Origin of the sequence: Winogradskyella thalassocola (genome assembly GCF_900099995.1) — a bacterium.
In the GTDB taxonomy this organism is placed as follows: Bacteria; Bacteroidota; Bacteroidia; order Flavobacteriales; family Flavobacteriaceae; genus Winogradskyella; species Winogradskyella thalassocola.
The window spans coordinates 13,421-29,984 of record NZ_FNCZ01000007.1 but is presented as its reverse complement, the minus strand read 5'-3'; the positions used below and the strand labels follow the sequence as shown (position 1 = coordinate 29,984).

Genomic DNA, 16,564 nt, shown 5'->3' with positions numbered 1-16,564 from the left:
TGATATATTTATCAGGACTTTTTTATTTTTAAGCCTATGTAATGGGCATGCTAAAAGAGCAATCATAAAAGAATAAGAGTTCTAGGTAAGAAGCTGGTAACAGCTTAAGTACACAAATACACACACATGAAAATAGACGATCTACATCAAAAATTTAAGACCTGTTCGATCATTTCAACAGACACTAGAAAACTTCAGAAAGATTGCATGTACTTTGCTTTGAAAGGGGAACATTTTGACGGTAACAAATTTGTATTAAAAGCGTTTGAAGGAGGTGCCAAATATTGTGTTGTAAATGATATTGACGCTTTAATAAATGATAGATGTATATATGCCGATGATGTACTAATCGCATTGCAAGATCTCGCTACATATCATAGGAAAGCGATTAAGATTCCTATTATTTCCTTAACCGGTAGTAATGGAAAAACGACTACAAAAGAACTAATCAACGCTGTATTAGCCACCACTTACAAGGTAAAAGCGACCATTGGAAACCTAAACAATCATATTGGTGTTCCGTTAACCTTATTAAGTTTTTCTGATACGTTAGACTTCGGAATTGTAGAAATGGGAGCTAATCACCAAAAGGAAATCGAATTTTTATGCGGGATTGCACAACCAGACTATGGCCTAATCACTAATTTCGGTAAAGCTCATCTCGAAGGATTTGGTAGTATAGAAGGAGTTATTAAAGCGAAATCAGAATTGTATGACTACTTAAAGCTAAACGAAAAAACCGCGTTCATAAATGAAGATGATGAGGAGCAAGTGAAACAAACCGGAGATTATTCTGAACTCATCACTTTTGGCAGTAGTTCAGAAAACGACTGCACTATCTCTTTTAAAAGCGCTAATCCTTGTGTCACCTTATCATACGATGGCATTACAATAGAAAGTCAACTTATAGGCGATTATAATTATGGAAACATAGCAGTTGCAGTTGCTGTCGGAAAACATTTTAATGTCACTACAGATAACATTAAAAAATCTATTGAAGGTTATCAGCCGGACAATAACAGATCTGAGATTATTGAAAAAGGGACGACAAAGATTATTCTCGATGCCTACAATGCGAATCCGACAAGCATGCTAGCCGCACTTAAAAACATAAAACAACTACGCGCTGAAAACAAATATCTGTTTCTTGGTGACATGTTTGAATTAGGCGCAGAAGCTGAAAAAGAGCATCAGTTTATCGTAGATTATGTTGAGTCTAATTTCGAAAAGAACGTTTATTTTATTGGAAAGAATTTCTATAAAACCACGACAAAAGATTCTACTCATAAATTCTCGAGTTTCGAAGACTTAAAATTACAGTTAAAAAACCTTCAACTTAATAACGCTACGGTTTTAATTAAAGGTTCTCGCGGCATGGCTTTAGAGCGAATTTTAGAACATTTATAAAGTAATTTATTCTTAATAAAACAACCCTTTTGAAAGAGATTTCAAAAGGGTTGTTTGTTAATCTTATTAATAAAATAATCTTATTGATTATGATTCACCATCCAACCAATTCCGAATTTATCAGTACAGCGACCAAAATACCCCCACTCTCTTTCACGATAATTGTGATGTACCTGCCCACCTTCCGATAAGGCGTTAAAAAGACGTTTCCCTTCGGCATTATCGGATGCTTCAATACTCATCTGACATTGATTTCCGCTATTGAGCGGTGTATCTGGTGAGGCATCATAAGCCATAAAATAAACATTCTTCCCTTTCAATTCAGCATGCTGAAGTTTATCTCTGTAAGACGATGGGACATCAATTTTTTTTGCTTCGTACGTTTGACGGTTAATAATTTCAGCATCAAATAAATCACTGTAGAATTTTAATGCTTCTTGACAATTTCCTTTAAAGGATAAATATGCTTGTACTTTCATACTTTGAGATTTTTAAGTTTAACAAATTGTGAATTTCAATTTATTTAAATTCATCATAACCGTTTAGCTTATTTCATAGTTTTAATTGCTCATTCACTTTCTAAAAAAACAAACTGATATCATTGGCATTATTCTAACAGAACATTACGATGGCTCTAAACATAAATGGCTGCTGTAGCCTTTTCTTCAAAAGCACGAAAAGAATACCTGTTTTTAAAAAACGTGTAGTATAAATATATTCACAAGAATTAAGTATACATTTGGGTGAATTAAGCAATACTAAGTCAGTGACTTATTATTTATAAACTAGTATCCAATTAGCGCACCCTAACAACAAGAATACAATCCCGAATAATTATATTTAAACAAAAAACATATGTATCATCAAAACATAGCAAAACAGTTCACTTATTTTTCACTTATTCTATTACTTGTCTCAACAGTTTATAGCTGTAAAAACGTAGAAGACAAAAAATCACCAGAGCCCAAAGCTGAAACTAAAGCGGAACCAATTTCAAAACCCGACACACCTGAAGGTATGGTTTGGGTAGAGAAGAAAACTTTTTTACAAGGGGCTAAAGACACCGATAATTATGCCATGCCAAGAGAAAAGCCTGCACATTGGGTTACTGTTGATGGTTTTTTTATGGATATCACAGAAGTTACTAATAAGCAGTTTAAGGCCTTTGTGGCAGCTACTAACTATATAACTATAGCAGAACGCGAGATTGATTGGGAAGAAATGAAAAAAGAATTACCTCCAAACACACCAAAACCTCATGATTCTATTCTACAACCTGGAAGTTTAATTTTTAACAAAGATGTGAATGCTGTTGTAAACATGGAAAACTACGGACAATGGTGGACATGGAAAACAGGAGCCGATTGGAAACATCCTGACGGTCCAGAAACTACTATTGAAGGTAAAGATGATTACCCGGTAGTACATGTGGCTTACCAAGATGCTTTAGCCTATTGCGAATGGGCAAACAGACGTTTACCAACTGAAGCAGAATGGGAATCTGCTGCGCAAGGAAAAAATACAAACACGATATTTACTTGGGGGAATGATGCTGCAAAATTAGATGCAAATGCTAATACTTGGCAAGGTATATTTCCTACGAGTAATGATTCTGAAGACGGGTTTGAATTTATTTCACCTGTAAAATCATATCCTTCAAATAGTATTGGGTTATTCGACATGGCTGGAAATGTATGGGAAATTACTAGTGATTTCTTTAGTGTAAAATATTACAGTGAATTAGAAAGGTCTAAGCCGATTGTAAATCCTAAAGGAGCAGCTACACATTTTAACCCTAATAATTCGCACCAAGTAGAACACGTTATGAAAGGTGGGTCTTTTTTGTGCCATGCCTCTTACTGTGCTAGTTTTAGAATATCGGCTAAAATGGGTGTTTCTGTAGATTCTGGGTCCGATCATATGGGCTTTAGGACAGTAGCAACACCAGATATGTTAGCCTCTAAAGAATAACTTATAAAAACAGAATTAAAACAAGTGATGGAACAACTATGTTGTGAACGCGTTGAAGATTTACCGAAGCATTTACTTATCAAGTAATCTAATGCCGTTAACAGCAATAAATTCCTGAATTAATTCAGAAGAATCAAGTTACAAAAGAGCAGGAAACTGCTCTTTTGTATTTTAAACATAGAACAAACAAAGCCTTTCAATTTCTTGAAAGGCTTTTGTTATTTAAGTGGGTCATACTGGATTCGAACCAGTGACTTCCACGTTGTCGACGTGACACTCTGAACCAACTGAGTTAATGACCCCTATTTTTGTTTTCAAAAACCATTTCGAGCCTTCTGTAAATTAAAATAGGATTACATATCCCTTTACGAAACCACTTCTTCAAATATAATCCCGAATCGCTTAAGCGATTCTAGGAATTTTAACTCCAAAAAAGCAACTCAAGCCGTGGACTTAGTATTTTTTTGGAGCTAAAATCCCGATTTACAAAAGTAAATCGGGATTTTTTTTTGATGTGGGCGACAAGGGATTCGAACCCCTGACCCCTTGGGTGTAAACCAAGTGCTCTGAACCAACTGAGCTAGTCGCCCTAATAAATGAAGTAACGTATAAAAAAAGTTCACATTTCTGTGAACTTTGTGGGCGACAAGGGATTCGAACCCCTGACCCCTTGGGTGTAAACCAAGTGCTCTGAACCAACTGAGCTAGTCGCCCTATTTATTAGGACTGCAAATATACTCTAGTTTTTAATATCTCAAAACATTTTTTTTAAAAATAATCAAATAATTTCTGCAACTACAAAAGTACTACCCCCAACATAAATCAAATCTGTTACTTTAGCGTTTGATTTTGCGACACTTAAAGCAAATTCAACACTATTGTAAACCTCCCCTTTTAAACCATTATCCTCGAAATTTTTTTTCAAAACTTTAGCATCTAGCCCTCTTTGCACATTTGGTTTGCAAAAATAGTAGGTAGCCTGCTTAGGTAATAAAGGAATTATAGGCCCTAAATCTTTATCATTAACCACCCCAAAGACAATATGAAGATGATTAAATGACTCCGCTTCTAATTGTTTCATCACAGAGGTTAAGCCTTCTTTATTATGAGCTGTATCACAAATAATCTTCGGTTCAGTCCCTAAAATTTGCCAACGACCTTGCAAACCCGTATTTGCAGTGACGTTTAAAAGCCCTTTTTCAAGGTCCTTTTTAGAAATATTAAAGCCCATATCCTTTAAGACCTTTACCGACTGTAGAACCGTTTTTATGTTATGAATTTGATACGCTCCTTTTAAATCACTTTCTAAAATTGTAACAATTAATTGATCCGCAAAATAAATCTTGGAATGCTTTTCTTCTGATTTCGTTATAAAAACAGTTTCTGTCTCAGAATGTGTTTCACCAATAACCACAGGAATATTTTGTTTAATGATTCCTGCTTTTTCACCAGCAATCTCCTTAAGGGTATTTCCTAACATTTGGGTATGATCGTAACCAATATTAGTAATTACGGATAATTCTGGTGTAATAATATTTGTAGAATCTAAGCGTCCACCTAACCCAACCTCAATAATAGCAATATCCACTTCCTGGTCGGCAAAATACTCGAATGCCATACCAACGGTCATTTCAAAAAAAGACAACTGATTTGCCTCTAGAAATGCTTTATTTCGTTTAATAAAACCAATAACGGATTGTTCTGTAATTACCTTACCATTGATACGAATGCGTTCTCTAAAGTCCTTTAAGTGCGGAGACGTATAAAGACCTACTTTATAACCTGCTTCTTGTAAAATTGAAGCGAGCATATGCGTTGTAGACCCTTTTCCATTTGTACCACCAACGTGAATAGATCTAAAACGATCTTCAGGATGGTTTAAATGCTTTGCTAAATTAATAGTGTTTGTTAAATCCTTTTTAAAAGCTGAGTTGCCTTTATTTTGATACATTGGAAGTTGTTGAAACATCCAATTCACAGTATCTTGATAATTCATTCTATTGACCTACATCAAAGTTAATACTTACGAATCCAACTTGAGTAGTTGGTGCATCAGCATCTGCCGGCCACTTATGTGACATGGCTATTTTTTTAGCTGGCTCTAACAAACAAGGATGCGTATTGGTTGTTCCTCTAATACCTGGTTCAGCTTTAATCACCTTTCCTTGTTGATTAACTTCAATTCTAACAACTACTAAACCGTATTCATTACAATCTTGCTTGAATATTTGTTTAGATGGTCTTCCTCTACCACCTAATCCGTAGCCAATGCCTCCTTTTCCTGGCCCAGAACCACCAAAGTAACTAGCGGCGTATGGATCTCCATCTAACTGCCCTTTATTTCCACCTTGATTATCTGGTCCTTCACCTCCATCGGTATTACCTGAAGCGTTTTTAACTCCACCAATAAGATTGTCGAGCTGTTTCTTTTTCTCTGCTTCTTCTGCACGTTTCTTTTCTTCTGCTTCACGTTTCTCACGTTCCACTTTTTCAGCAGCAGCTTTGGCCTCTGCTTTCGCTTTCGCTTCTGCCGCCTTTACTTTTGCTTCAGCTTCTTTTTGCTTTTTAATAGCAATCGCTTCGGCATTATCTTGTGTCATTACCTCTTCAGCTTTTGTCGCTGCTTCTGCCGGTGCGACTTGTGCTTCTTCTGGCTGAACTTCTTCAACAACCTCTTCTTCAACAACTTTATCTTCTATAGCCTTCTTAGGTTCACTTAAGGGCTTATTTCCACTACCAAAATCCGTAGTTCCAAAATTTACTGCCACACCATACTCTTCTGGCGGATCCATATATTGAGGTCCAACAACAAACAATAACAAAAGCAGTATCAAAGTTATAAGTACTGTGATTTTTGCAGAATTACGTTCGTGTTTGGTCTCTAAATATTTCATTTGTTTTTATATAAACCTATAAGGCTGAATAATTTTTTTTTCAAAAATGATGCCGCTTAATTCGGTTGCACAGCTAATATCACTTTAAATTTGTTTCGGTTTGCGATATCCATAACCTTCACCACATTTTCTACAGGAACAGATTTTTCTGCTCTTAAGACAATTGTTGGCGCGTCTTGTGATCCTAATATGGATATTAATTGTGTTTCTAAGACACTTTCGCCTACACGTTTCTGATCGATATAATAGGTCAAATCTTTTTTGATACTTACTGCTGTTGATTTTTTATTCTCAGTCTTACCACTTGCTTTAGGCAACACAATATCAATAGCATTAGTACTTACCAATGTTGACGCTATCATAAAAAAGATTAATAACAGAAATACAATATCGGTCATAGACGCGAAATTGAATTCCGGTGTAACTTTATTTTGTCCTCTAATGTTCATATTAGATAGGTTCGTTTAAGTGATCTAAAAATTCAACAGAATTAGCTTCCATTTGGTACACAACTTTGTTGGTTTTAACGACAATATGATTATAAGCTACATAAGCAATAATACCCACAATTAACCCACCAACCGTTGTTGTCATAGCGGTGTATAATCCACTCGCCAATACATCCATTTGAATGGTTCCACCAGCATTTGCCAATTCGAAAATTGAAATAATCATACCTACTACAGTTCCTAAAAACCCAATCATTGGTGCAACACCTGAAATGGTTGCTAAGACACTAACATTTTTCTCTAAGCTGTAGACTTCTAATTTTCCTGCATTTTCTATTGCCGAATTTATATCTTCCAAAGGCTTACCAATTCTCGTAATTCCTTTCGCAATTAATCTTGATACTGGCGTATTTTGCTGTGCACATAACATTTGAGCAGAATCAAATTTACCATGACTCACATGATCTTTAATTTGATTCATAAAATTTGAATCGACTTTAGACGCTGCCTTTATGGCGAAAATACGCTCGAAATAAATAAATGTGGCTACAATTAAAAGCAGGAACAAAATGAAAATAATCACCATTCCTGATGTTCCACCACTTGAAATTAACTCTATTATTGATAAAGTCTTTTCTACTGATTCTCCATCAGCTAAAACGGCTACTTCATCTTGAATAGTACTGAATGCTATCATATTCTAAAAATTGAAATTATTTTAACTAGTTGTATAACGTCTATATTTTAACTTAAGTATGTGCATTAAAATATAGTTCTGGTAAACATAAAGACCACAGCTCCTGCTAAAAATCCTATTAATGCTAACCATGATATTTTTTTAAGATACCAAAAGAAATCTATTTTTTCCATTCCCATAGCAACTACTCCCGCTGCAGAACCAATGATTAACATACTTCCCCCTGTACCAGCAGAATAGGCTATAAAATGCCATAGCTCATTATCAATTGGCTCAGTGAACATCCCTAAACTTGCCGCAACAAGTGGCACATTATCAATAACAGCAGAACCAACTCCTAATAATAAAACCACTAAATCTGAAACACCTCCATGATGTAATTCAGTTCCTAACATTGGCATAGTGTCTTGAAGTGTCCCTGCAAAACCAAATAAAATACCTAAAGATTCTAGAGCGGCTACTGCCATTAAGATTCCTAAGAAGAATAATATACTTGGTAATTCAATTTTTGATAAAGAATAATGTACAGGACTATGATGCGCATGTGCATCACTTTCTACTGAATCATGACTAGACATACTAAACTTAGTATTACTATATATTTCTGCAAAAATAGCGACAACTCCTAGTGCTAACATCATACCAACATAAGGAGGTAAATGAGTCACTGTTTTAAAAATTGGAACAGATACGATTCCACCAAGACCCAAATACAACATTATAGCACTGTATTTGCTTTTTGGTTTATCATCTTGCTTATCATCTGATTCAATCTTCCCTTTAAAGGCTGGCAATAACGAGGCTATAAAGGTTGGTACCAACATACAAACTAATGATGGTAAAAATAAATACACAAATAAATGGCCAGTAGTCACTTTCTTACCGATCCAAAGCATCGTAGTTGTAACATCCCCAATAGGAGACCATGCACCACCTGCATTGGCAGCAATAATAATTAAACCTGCATACCAAATACGAACATCTCTATCATTTATTAGTTTTTGTAAGATTGATATTAATACAATAGTTGCCGTAAGGTTATCAATTATAGCAGAAAGAAAGAATGCTAAGAACCCAAAAATCCAAAGAATTTTCTTCTTACTTTTTGTTTTTATAAAGCCTTTAATTGTTGAAAATCCATCGAAATAATCAATAATTTCTACAATGGTCATGGCACCTAGTAAGAATACTAGTATCTCGGATGTTTTCCCTAAATGATGAAGTAAAGTTTCTTCCATCATATGCATTTTTTCTTCATGCGGAAGTAAACCAAAATTATCCATTAAATTGTGCTTGGCTGAATCAAACCATTGTGTAAAATCATCAATACCAAGTGATATTAATGCCCAACTAATAGCCATCATCACTAAAGCAGGGATTAATTTATCTATTTTAATATTGTGTTCTAAGGTTATCGCTAAATAGCCAAGGACGAATACAAGTATTATTACTGTTTCCATAGTGTTAATTATAATTGTCGTTAATTATATTAATTGCCTAAGAGCAATCTCAAAAGCAGTTTCGCTAATACCTGTTTTTGTCGGATTATTTTTATGTACTTCTTTTAATGCTTTTCTTATAACGTTAGAAGTGTCTTTAAAAATAGCTTCATCAGTCATTTGCACTTTACGCTCCATAAAGTAAGCAAACACTCTAGCCATACCACAGTTTGAAATAAAATCTGGTATTAAACTTATCTTTTGATCTGTATATTCCATTATTGATCCAAAGAATATTTCTTTATCAGCAAAAGGAACATTTGCACCACAGGTTATAACTTCTAAACCTGTATTTATCATTTGATCTATTTGATCTTGAGTCACTAAACGTGAAGCTGCACAAGGGGCGAAAACCTCAGCTTGTAACGACCAAATTTGTTCATTGATGTCTGCAAACGGAATTAGATTATCAGCAATAAGTGTATTACCATTTTTTGCAAGGTATAAATCGGTTACTTCTTTAAATGAAAAACCTTCCTTATTAATTACCCCACCATCTCTATCAATAATACCTACGATTTTGGCGCCCATTTGAGCGAAATAAAACGCCGCTGCTGCTCCTACATTTCCAAAACCTTGTACTATGACGCGTTTTCCTTTAATAGAATCTCCATTAATATCATAAAAATGCTCTGCAGCGGTAGCTACTCCATAGCCCGTAATCATATCGGCAACCGTGTATTTTCTGTCAACACTAGGAGAATAACTAGGGTTTTCAATCACCTTAATAACGCCATGTCTTAACTGACCTATTCTATTAATCTTATCTGCTATTGTCGGTTTAAAGTGACCTTCAAAAACACCTTCTTGAGGATGCCAAACACCACTTTGTTCGGTAATTGGAATGACTTCATGAATTTCGTCAACATTTAAATCACCACCTGTACCATAATAACTTTTAAGTAACGGTGAAACTGCTGCATACCAACGTTGTAAAACCCCTTTTTTTCTTGGATCTTGAGGATCGAAGTTAATTCCAGATTTTGCGCCTCCAATTGCTGGACCAGAAACAGTGAATTTCACCTCCATGGTTTTTGCAAGTGACAACACTTCGTTTTTATCTAACCCTTTACGCATTCGGGTTCCACCTCCTGCTGCTCCGCCTCGTAATGAGTTAATTACAGTCCAACCCTCTGCTTCCGTTTCTGCATCGTTCCAGTGAAACACGATTTCGGGTTCCTTATTTTCGTATTTCTGAAGTAAATCTTTTATCAATTTTGGTTCATTTATTATCCAATAACAAATATAAAAAACAATCCAAGCGAAAGCTTAATTTAATTTACTTTTTCGGGATTAATATTTTTCCTGAAGAATGATTTCGTTTTGCCCCTGTCACGCTTTTTAAACAATTAACCTCGTTCCTTTCTTTTAGCACTCCAAGTAAACCAAAAATTAACGCTTCTTTAAATTCAACAATTTCATTTTCTGGAATGATTATTTCAGATTTTGAAAACCATTGAGTTTTATAAATTAAAAAATCATTAAAAACACCGCCTCCGGTTATCAAAACTTTAGAATCTTCTTGTTGTAAGACTTTTGAAATTTGAATAGCAATGTGCTCTACATAGGTACTTAAAATGTCATGTGTTAAAAGTTTAAATTTATCAATTAATGGAAACACATTATTGTTAACCCATTCTAAGCCTAAAGATTTAGGCGGTTTTTCTTTATAATACTGAAGTGCATTGAGTTGAAATAATAAATCTTGATTAATGTTTCCGGTGGAAGCTATTTCACCTTTATCATCATAATCGAAACCTAATTTTGAAACATAATGATTCAAAACTATATTTACCGGACAAATATCATAAGCAATTCTTTCATTTTTAGATTCGAAAGAAATATTAGCAAAGCCGCCTAAATTTAGGCAATAATCAAAATTATTAAACAATAACCGATCACCAATTGGCACTAAAGGTGCTCCTTGCCCTCCTAGTTCTACATCTTCAACCCTAAAATCACAAATTACTTTTTCATTTAAAACATCTGATAATATTTGCTGATTACCAATTTGATATGTCACCCCTTTCTTTGGCTGGTGTAAAGCGGTGTGTCCATGAGATGCAATAAAGTCTATGTCTTCAATTTTATATTTCGCTATAAAAGCTGAAATCACAGTAGCTAAATACTCAGAATACTCCGTGTCAATAGCCTGTAAATGGTCCATTGACTGATTTACCAATCCACTCAATACTATTTGCCACTGTGGTGAATACTTAATCGTTTCGGCATTGTGAATTTTAAAATCCCAATTCTCATTTACATTATAAGTCGCATAAATAAGATCTATACCATCTAACGAAGTTCCGGACATTACTCCTATAATTTTATAAGTATATTTTGTCATATAAGTAAAAATAATATTCCTTATTGAAAATACCACAATAAAAAATTATCTTTGCATCAAATTTTTAAGAAATCAATAATATTATAGTTTATGGACTTTAACTTAACAGAAGAACATTTAATGATTCGTGATGCAGCACGAGATTTTGCACAAACAGAATTACTTCCTGGTGTTATAGAACGCGATAATGCACAAACTTTTCCTGAGAGCTTAGTTCGCAAGATGGGAGAATTAGGGTTTTTAGGCATTATGGTAGATCCGAAATATGGAGGAAGTGGTATGGATGCGATTTCTTATGTGCTCATAATGGAGGAATTATCTAAAGTAGATGCTTCTGCTTCTGTTATGGTTTCTGTAAACAATTCTTTGGTTTGTTATGGATTAGAGTCTTATGGAAATGAAGCTCAAAAGGAAAAATATCTAACAAAATTAGCAACAGGAGAATGTATTGGTGCATTTTGTTTAAGTGAACCTGAAGCAGGTAGTGATGCCACATCACAAAAAACAACTGCAATCGATAAAGGTGATCATTATATTTTAAACGGTACAAAAAACTGGATTACCAATGGAGGACGTGCAGAGGTGTATTTAGTCATTGCACAAACTGACAAGCACAAAGGGTCTCATGGTATTAATGCATTTATTCTTGAAAAAGGAATGCCTGGTTTTGATATTGGACCTAAAGAAGATAAATTAGGAATTAGGGGAAGTGATACTCATACATTACAGTTTAATGATGTAAAAGTTCCTAAAGAAAATAGAATTGGCGACGATGGTTTTGGATTTAGATTTGCTATGAAAACACTTTCTGGCGGACGAATTGGAATTGCGGCACAAGCTTTAGGTATCGCAGCAGGTGCTTATGAATTAGCTTTAAAATATTCTAAAGAGCGTAAAGCTTTTGGTACTGAAATTTGCAATCACCAAGCTATCGCGTTTAAATTAGCAGATATGCATACTGAAATTGAAGCTGCTAGAATGCTAGTGATGAGAGCTGCTTGGGATAAAGACCAAGGTAATAATTACGACATGTCTAGCGCCATGGCGAAACTTTATGCAAGTAAAGTAGCTATGGAGCATACGGTTGAAGCAGTACAAATCCATGGTGGTAATGGTTTTGTGAAAGAATACCATGTAGAGCGTTTAATGCGTGATGCTAAGATTACACAGATTTATGAAGGAACTTCTGAAATTCAGAAGATTGTAATTTCTAGAGGAATTATAAAAACTTAAACTTACATATTCAATTTACAACTTATAACCCATCAAAAATTTGATGGGTTTTTTATTCCAATTTCTATATTCTATTATAACTAATTAAATTTCACTATTTTAGTAAAAGCATTTGTAAACCCTCCCCTTTTAAATAAATCTAGAATCTATAAATTAGTTTATGGCTTCATCATATTACAAAATAGTTAGTTACACACTTTTTATTTGTTTAACATTCTCTTCTGTGTTTTTACTAAAAGCACAAGAGTCTGTAAACGAAAAGCCATTTTCATTTAATAGCCTTACCATCAATGATGGCTTATCTCAAAGTAGTGTTATTAGTATTGTACAAGACAGTATTGGTTATTTATGGCTTGCAACACAAGATGGGCTAAACAAATATAATGGCCGAAGTTTTAAGCACTACGATAAACATTTTGAAGACATCACCAGACCAACATTTAGCAGACTCGGTAAAATTTATAATGACAACCAAAATCGGTTATGGATTATTACTAATTCTGGAAAATTAGAACTTTACAACTCAAAAACAGATGATTTTAGGTACATCTCAACCTTCAAGAATGTTAGTTCAATATTTCAAGACAAAAAGTTAAACACTTATGTTGGCACATATGGAGAAGGCTTATTTAAAATTGATGCGATAACAAAAGACACGCTTCAAATTTTAAATAAAGAAGATACAGAAAGAACTATTTATGATTTTATTGAAACTAATAATTCCTTAATTGTTTCAGCATCTGGTTCAGTATTTGAATTTAAACAGAACACATCTTATAAGGAAATCCTAATAGATTCTCACAATAACGCAAACTTTAGCACATTAGCAAAAGATAAAAGCGGCAACATCTGGTTGGGAACTTTTGGTCAAGGTTTATATTACAGAGAAAAAAACACAGATTCGTTTGTAAAATATCGGCATAAAGAACTTCCAGAAGACTTAAATATTGAAGACCTTCTTATTGATAAAGAAAACAGATTATGGATTGCGACTTATGGAAATGGCGCTTATAAACTTGACCTAACAAACCAGAATCTCACCAACTTTAAAGCCAACAAGGACAACCCATTTGCTATTCAATATAATGACATCTTATGTTTATATGAAGACGTAACAAATATCATATGGTTGGGTACCGATGGATCTGGTGCTAATTATTACGATACACATCTTATAAAATTTAATGTTTTAACCAATAACCAAGTCCCTAAAACAGTAAATGTTGATGTTGTAAGAAGTATTAGCACTGATAAAGATGATAATATATGGATTGGCACCTCCGGAAAAGGCCTAACCTACATTAACTTTAAGACTAAAGAACATAAAACATTCACTGCCAATAATTCTCCTTTAGCTAGCGATAGAATTATTAGCTTACTCAACAATAACAATAATTTATGGATTGGACATCAAGGGTTTGGTCTAAATATTAGAGATATTAAAGGAAACTATAAGTCGTTTCCAGAATTAGCCAATTATACCATTTGGCAAATTGTTAGAGCAAACAATGAACAAAGTTGGCTTTGTACTGAACGGAACGGTCTAATTTTATTTGATATAAGAAAAGGAATTATTAAGCAATTCAACACAAGTAACTCCTTATTAACAACCAATGATATAAAGACCGTAACCAATGGCGACAATGATGAATTATGGATAGGAAGTGACGATAATGGTCTGTACAGGTTACATACAAACTTAGATCGTATAACCAATATTAAAACTATAAATAGTAAGATAAAGTCTTTGCATTACCTCAATGGAATCCTTTGGATAGGAACCAATGGTAAAGGTCTTAAAAAGTATCATATTGAAAACGATACTTTTGAAACGTTTACAACAACAGATGGTTTACCTAACAATGTTATTTATGGAATTTTACCAGATAACAATGGGAATTTATGGTTAAGTACAAATAATGGCATTAGTAAATTTACCAATCAAACTAAAAATAAATTTGAAAATTATAGTAATTACGATGGGTTACAAGCTTTAGAATTTAACACGGGTGCCTACTATAAAGACAAAAACGGTAATCTTTATTTTGGTGGATTAGAAGGTCTCAATTGGTTTAACCCAAACCAATTAACATTTAATACCATAAAACCTAAAACTATTATTACAAAGTTTGAAGTTTATTCAGTAGACCAACCCTTACAACAAAATGCAGCATTTAAATTCAATAAAAACACTATAACTTTTACGTTTTCGAGCCTGCATTTTTCGCAACCTGAGCGTAATTCCTATAAATATCAGTTAGTCAATTACGATGAAGAATGGATAAATGCCGGCAATAGTAACACAGCTCATTACACCAATCTTCCTTCTAACAATTACACCTTTAAAGTTATCTCTAGTAATTACGATGGTGTTTGGAACGACACACCTGCAACATATTCATTTACCATTAACAAACCTTGGTATGGTACTAATCTGGCAAAAATTATTTATGTAATCTTAGGACTGTTATCTGCATTTGCATTTTACTATTATTTAAAATGGCGTTGGCAAATGAAAATGCAACTACAGTTTGAACACGAAGAAACTAAACGACTTAAAAAGTTAGACGAATTTAAAACCAAATTATACACTAATATTTCGCACGAATTTAGAACACCACTAACCCTTATTTCTGGACCAATAGAAAATCAACTATCTAAACCAGAACTTTCTAAAAGCGATAAAAAAGAGCTACAACTAGTAAAGCAAAATACGGACAGATTAGTATTGTTGGTAGATCAGATGCTAGATCTTTCAATGCTAGATTCAGGGCAAATAAAATTAAGAGTCTCTAAGGGCAACATAACCGTATTGTTAAAACAAATAGTTAGTGCTTTTCAGTATAAAGCCAATCAGAAAAATATTAAGATAAAAAGCAATATTCAAGATATAAAACAAGTGTGGTTTGATAAAGATGTTATTGAAAAGGTAACATCAAACTTATTATCGAATGCTGTAAAATATGCCCCAAAAGAAAGTGAAATTATATTCGATGTCAATCTTCAAGATGATGTATTGGTGTTATCTATAGTAAATTCTAGCGATCGCGTTGGCAGAAAAGACTTGAGTAAGCTGTTTCAGCGATTCTACCAAGACAACAAACTATCTGATGGTGTTGGTGTTGGCTTGGCATTGGTTAGAGATTTAGTCAACTTGTCTAAAGGGAGCATTATTGCGAATAATATTGATGACAATAAAATTCAATTTACAGTAACACTTCCCATTAAGAAAGAAGCCTTTAGTAATGATGAAATCATTGAGAATACTAAAGAGATTCATAATGATGCAGAACAAAAGGCTTCTGAAATTTTAGTCACCGATAAACCTACAATTTTAGTTGTAGAAGATGAACCAGACATACGTGCTTTTATCGTTTCTAATTTCAAAAAAAATTACTACTTAATTGAGGCGACCAATGGTGAATCTGGTATAGAAAAAGCACGCAAACACATGCCCGATCTTATTATAAGCGACATTATGATGCCAAAGAAAGATGGTATTGAACTCTGTAATGCATTAAAATATGATGAAATTACAAGTCATATTCCAATCATCTTATTAACGGCAAAAGTAGGTAACGCTAATGAAATTACGGGCTTAAAAACAGGAGCTGATGCCTACGTTACTAAACCTTTTAATAGCATAAAATTAAAGTTGACAGTCGATAATTTAATCGAAACCAGACGACAATTACAAAAACACTTCAGTAAAAATTTTAGCATTACACCAGAATTTGCCATTACCTCTACCGAAAACGATTTTCTTCAAAAAATAAAAGACGTCTTAGACGAATACCTAACGGATCCAAACCTTACTAGTGAAAAGTTTAGTGAAAAACTACAAATGAGCAGAACGCAACTCCATAGAAAGATGAAAGCAATCTTTGGTTTATCTACCACTGAATTTATTCGTTCACAACGCTTAAAACTATCGCTCGAATTATTGAAAAATTCGGATGCTACAGTATCTGAAATTGCGTATCAAATTGGTTTTAATTCTCCTTCCTATTTTATAAAATGTTTCAAGGACACGTACAAGACAACTCCTAAAGAATACACTCCTTAAG

12 protein-coding genes and 3 tRNA genes are annotated in these 16,564 nt (G+C 33.9%); 4 read left to right on the top strand and 11 right to left on the bottom strand.

What is annotated here, in order from left to right; all coding sequences use genetic code 11:
• The first annotated feature begins 126 nt into the window (after positions 1–126).
• Positions 127–1,407, top strand: a complete 1,281-nt coding sequence (locus tag BLT80_RS14730; protein ID WP_092469325.1) for a UDP-N-acetylmuramoyl-tripeptide--D-alanyl-D-alanine ligase — start codon at positions 127–129, stop codon at positions 1,405–1,407.
• Between the two features lie 80 nt (positions 1,408–1,487).
• Here BLT80_RS14730 and BLT80_RS14725 read toward each other — a convergent pair whose 3' ends face one another.
• A complete protein-coding gene (locus BLT80_RS14725; RefSeq protein WP_092469322.1) occupies positions 1,488–1,886 on the bottom strand; it encodes a VOC family protein in 399 nt (132 codons plus the stop codon).
• A 376-nt stretch (positions 1,887–2,262) separates the two neighbouring features.
• On the opposite strand from BLT80_RS14725, the gene BLT80_RS14720 reads away from it, so the two are divergent.
• Positions 2,263–3,378, top strand: a complete 1,116-nt coding sequence (locus BLT80_RS14720) for a formylglycine-generating enzyme family protein (protein WP_092469320.1) — start codon at positions 2,263–2,265, stop codon at positions 3,376–3,378.
• 227 nt (positions 3,379–3,605) lie between these two features.
• Here the strand turns inward: BLT80_RS14720 and BLT80_RS14715 are convergent.
• From BLT80_RS14715 to BLT80_RS14670, 10 genes are all read right to left on the bottom strand, one after another.
• A tRNA-Val gene (locus BLT80_RS14715) sits at positions 3,606–3,680 on the bottom strand.
• 213 nt (positions 3,681–3,893) lie between these two features.
• Positions 3,894–3,968, bottom strand: a tRNA-Val gene (locus BLT80_RS14710).
• A gap of 49 nt (positions 3,969–4,017) precedes the next feature.
• A tRNA-Val gene (locus tag BLT80_RS14705) sits at positions 4,018–4,092 on the bottom strand.
• Between the two features lie 64 nt (positions 4,093–4,156).
• Positions 4,157–5,374, bottom strand: coding sequence for a bifunctional folylpolyglutamate synthase/dihydrofolate synthase (locus tag BLT80_RS14700; RefSeq protein WP_092469318.1), 1,218 nt, complete (start codon positions 5,372–5,374; stop codon positions 4,157–4,159).
• Position 5,375: 1 nt separating this feature from the next.
• Positions 5,376–6,272: an energy transducer TonB gene (locus BLT80_RS14695; protein ID WP_092469316.1), complete on the bottom strand. Its 897-nt coding sequence runs from the start codon at positions 6,270–6,272 to the stop codon at positions 5,376–5,378.
• Positions 6,273–6,328: 56 nt separating this feature from the next.
• Entirely contained in the window at positions 6,329–6,721 is a 393-nt protein-coding gene (locus tag BLT80_RS14690) for an ExbD/TolR family protein (protein ID WP_092469314.1), read from the bottom strand.
• Position 6,722: 1 nt separating this feature from the next.
• Entirely contained in the window at positions 6,723–7,418 is a 696-nt protein-coding gene (locus BLT80_RS14685; RefSeq protein WP_092469312.1) for a MotA/TolQ/ExbB proton channel family protein, read from the bottom strand.
• A 65-nt stretch (positions 7,419–7,483) separates the two neighbouring features.
• Positions 7,484–8,878 carry a sodium:proton antiporter NhaD gene (gene nhaD, locus BLT80_RS14680; RefSeq protein ID WP_092469310.1) on the bottom strand — a complete coding sequence of 465 codons (1,395 nt, stop codon included), beginning with the start codon at positions 8,876–8,878 and terminating at the stop codon, positions 7,484–7,486.
• A gap of 24 nt (positions 8,879–8,902) precedes the next feature.
• A complete protein-coding gene (locus BLT80_RS14675) occupies positions 8,903–10,129 on the bottom strand; it encodes a Glu/Leu/Phe/Val dehydrogenase dimerization domain-containing protein (RefSeq protein WP_092469669.1) in 1,227 nt (408 codons plus the stop codon).
• Positions 10,130–10,196: 67 nt separating this feature from the next.
• Positions 10,197–11,264, bottom strand: coding sequence for an anhydro-N-acetylmuramic acid kinase (locus BLT80_RS14670; RefSeq protein ID WP_092469308.1), 1,068 nt, complete (start codon positions 11,262–11,264; stop codon positions 10,197–10,199).
• Between the two features lie 90 nt (positions 11,265–11,354).
• Between BLT80_RS14670 and BLT80_RS14665 the strand changes: the two genes are divergently transcribed.
• Together BLT80_RS14665 and BLT80_RS14660 are read left to right on the top strand one after the other, a co-directional pair.
• Positions 11,355–12,497 (top strand): acyl-CoA dehydrogenase, encoded by a 1,143-nt coding sequence (locus tag BLT80_RS14665; protein WP_092469306.1) that lies wholly within the window; start codon positions 11,355–11,357, stop codon positions 12,495–12,497.
• A gap of 160 nt (positions 12,498–12,657) precedes the next feature.
• Entirely contained in the window at positions 12,658–16,563 is a 3,906-nt protein-coding gene (locus BLT80_RS14660) for a hybrid sensor histidine kinase/response regulator transcription factor (RefSeq protein WP_092469304.1), read from the top strand.
• Position 16,564 lies beyond the last annotated feature (1 nt).

Coding starts and splice junctions, on each gene's coding strand:
- BLT80_RS14720 (WP_092469320.1), top strand. CDS start 2,263: ATGTATCATCAAAACATAGCAAAACAGTTCACTTATTTTTCACTTATT.
- BLT80_RS14725 (WP_092469322.1), bottom strand. CDS start 1,886: ATGAAAGTACAAGCATATTTATCCTTTAAAGGAAATTGTCAAGAAGCA.
- BLT80_RS14685 (WP_092469312.1), bottom strand. CDS start 7,418: ATGATAGCATTCAGTACTATTCAAGATGAAGTAGCCGTTTTAGCTGAT.
- BLT80_RS14670 (WP_092469308.1), bottom strand. CDS start 11,264: ATGACAAAATATACTTATAAAATTATAGGAGTAATGTCCGGAACTTCG.
- BLT80_RS14660 (WP_092469304.1), top strand. CDS start 12,658: ATGGCTTCATCATATTACAAAATAGTTAGTTACACACTTTTTATTTGT.
- BLT80_RS14730 (WP_092469325.1), top strand. CDS start 127: ATGAAAATAGACGATCTACATCAAAAATTTAAGACCTGTTCGATCATT.
- BLT80_RS14665 (WP_092469306.1), top strand. CDS start 11,355: ATGGACTTTAACTTAACAGAAGAACATTTAATGATTCGTGATGCAGCA.
- BLT80_RS14700 (WP_092469318.1), bottom strand. CDS start 5,374: ATGAATTATCAAGATACTGTGAATTGGATGTTTCAACAACTTCCAATG.
- BLT80_RS14695 (WP_092469316.1), bottom strand. CDS start 6,272: ATGAAATATTTAGAGACCAAACACGAACGTAATTCTGCAAAAATCACA.
- nhaD (WP_092469310.1), bottom strand. CDS start 8,878: ATGGAAACAGTAATAATACTTGTATTCGTCCTTGGCTATTTAGCGATA.
- BLT80_RS14690 (WP_092469314.1), bottom strand. CDS start 6,721: ATGAACATTAGAGGACAAAATAAAGTTACACCGGAATTCAATTTCGCG.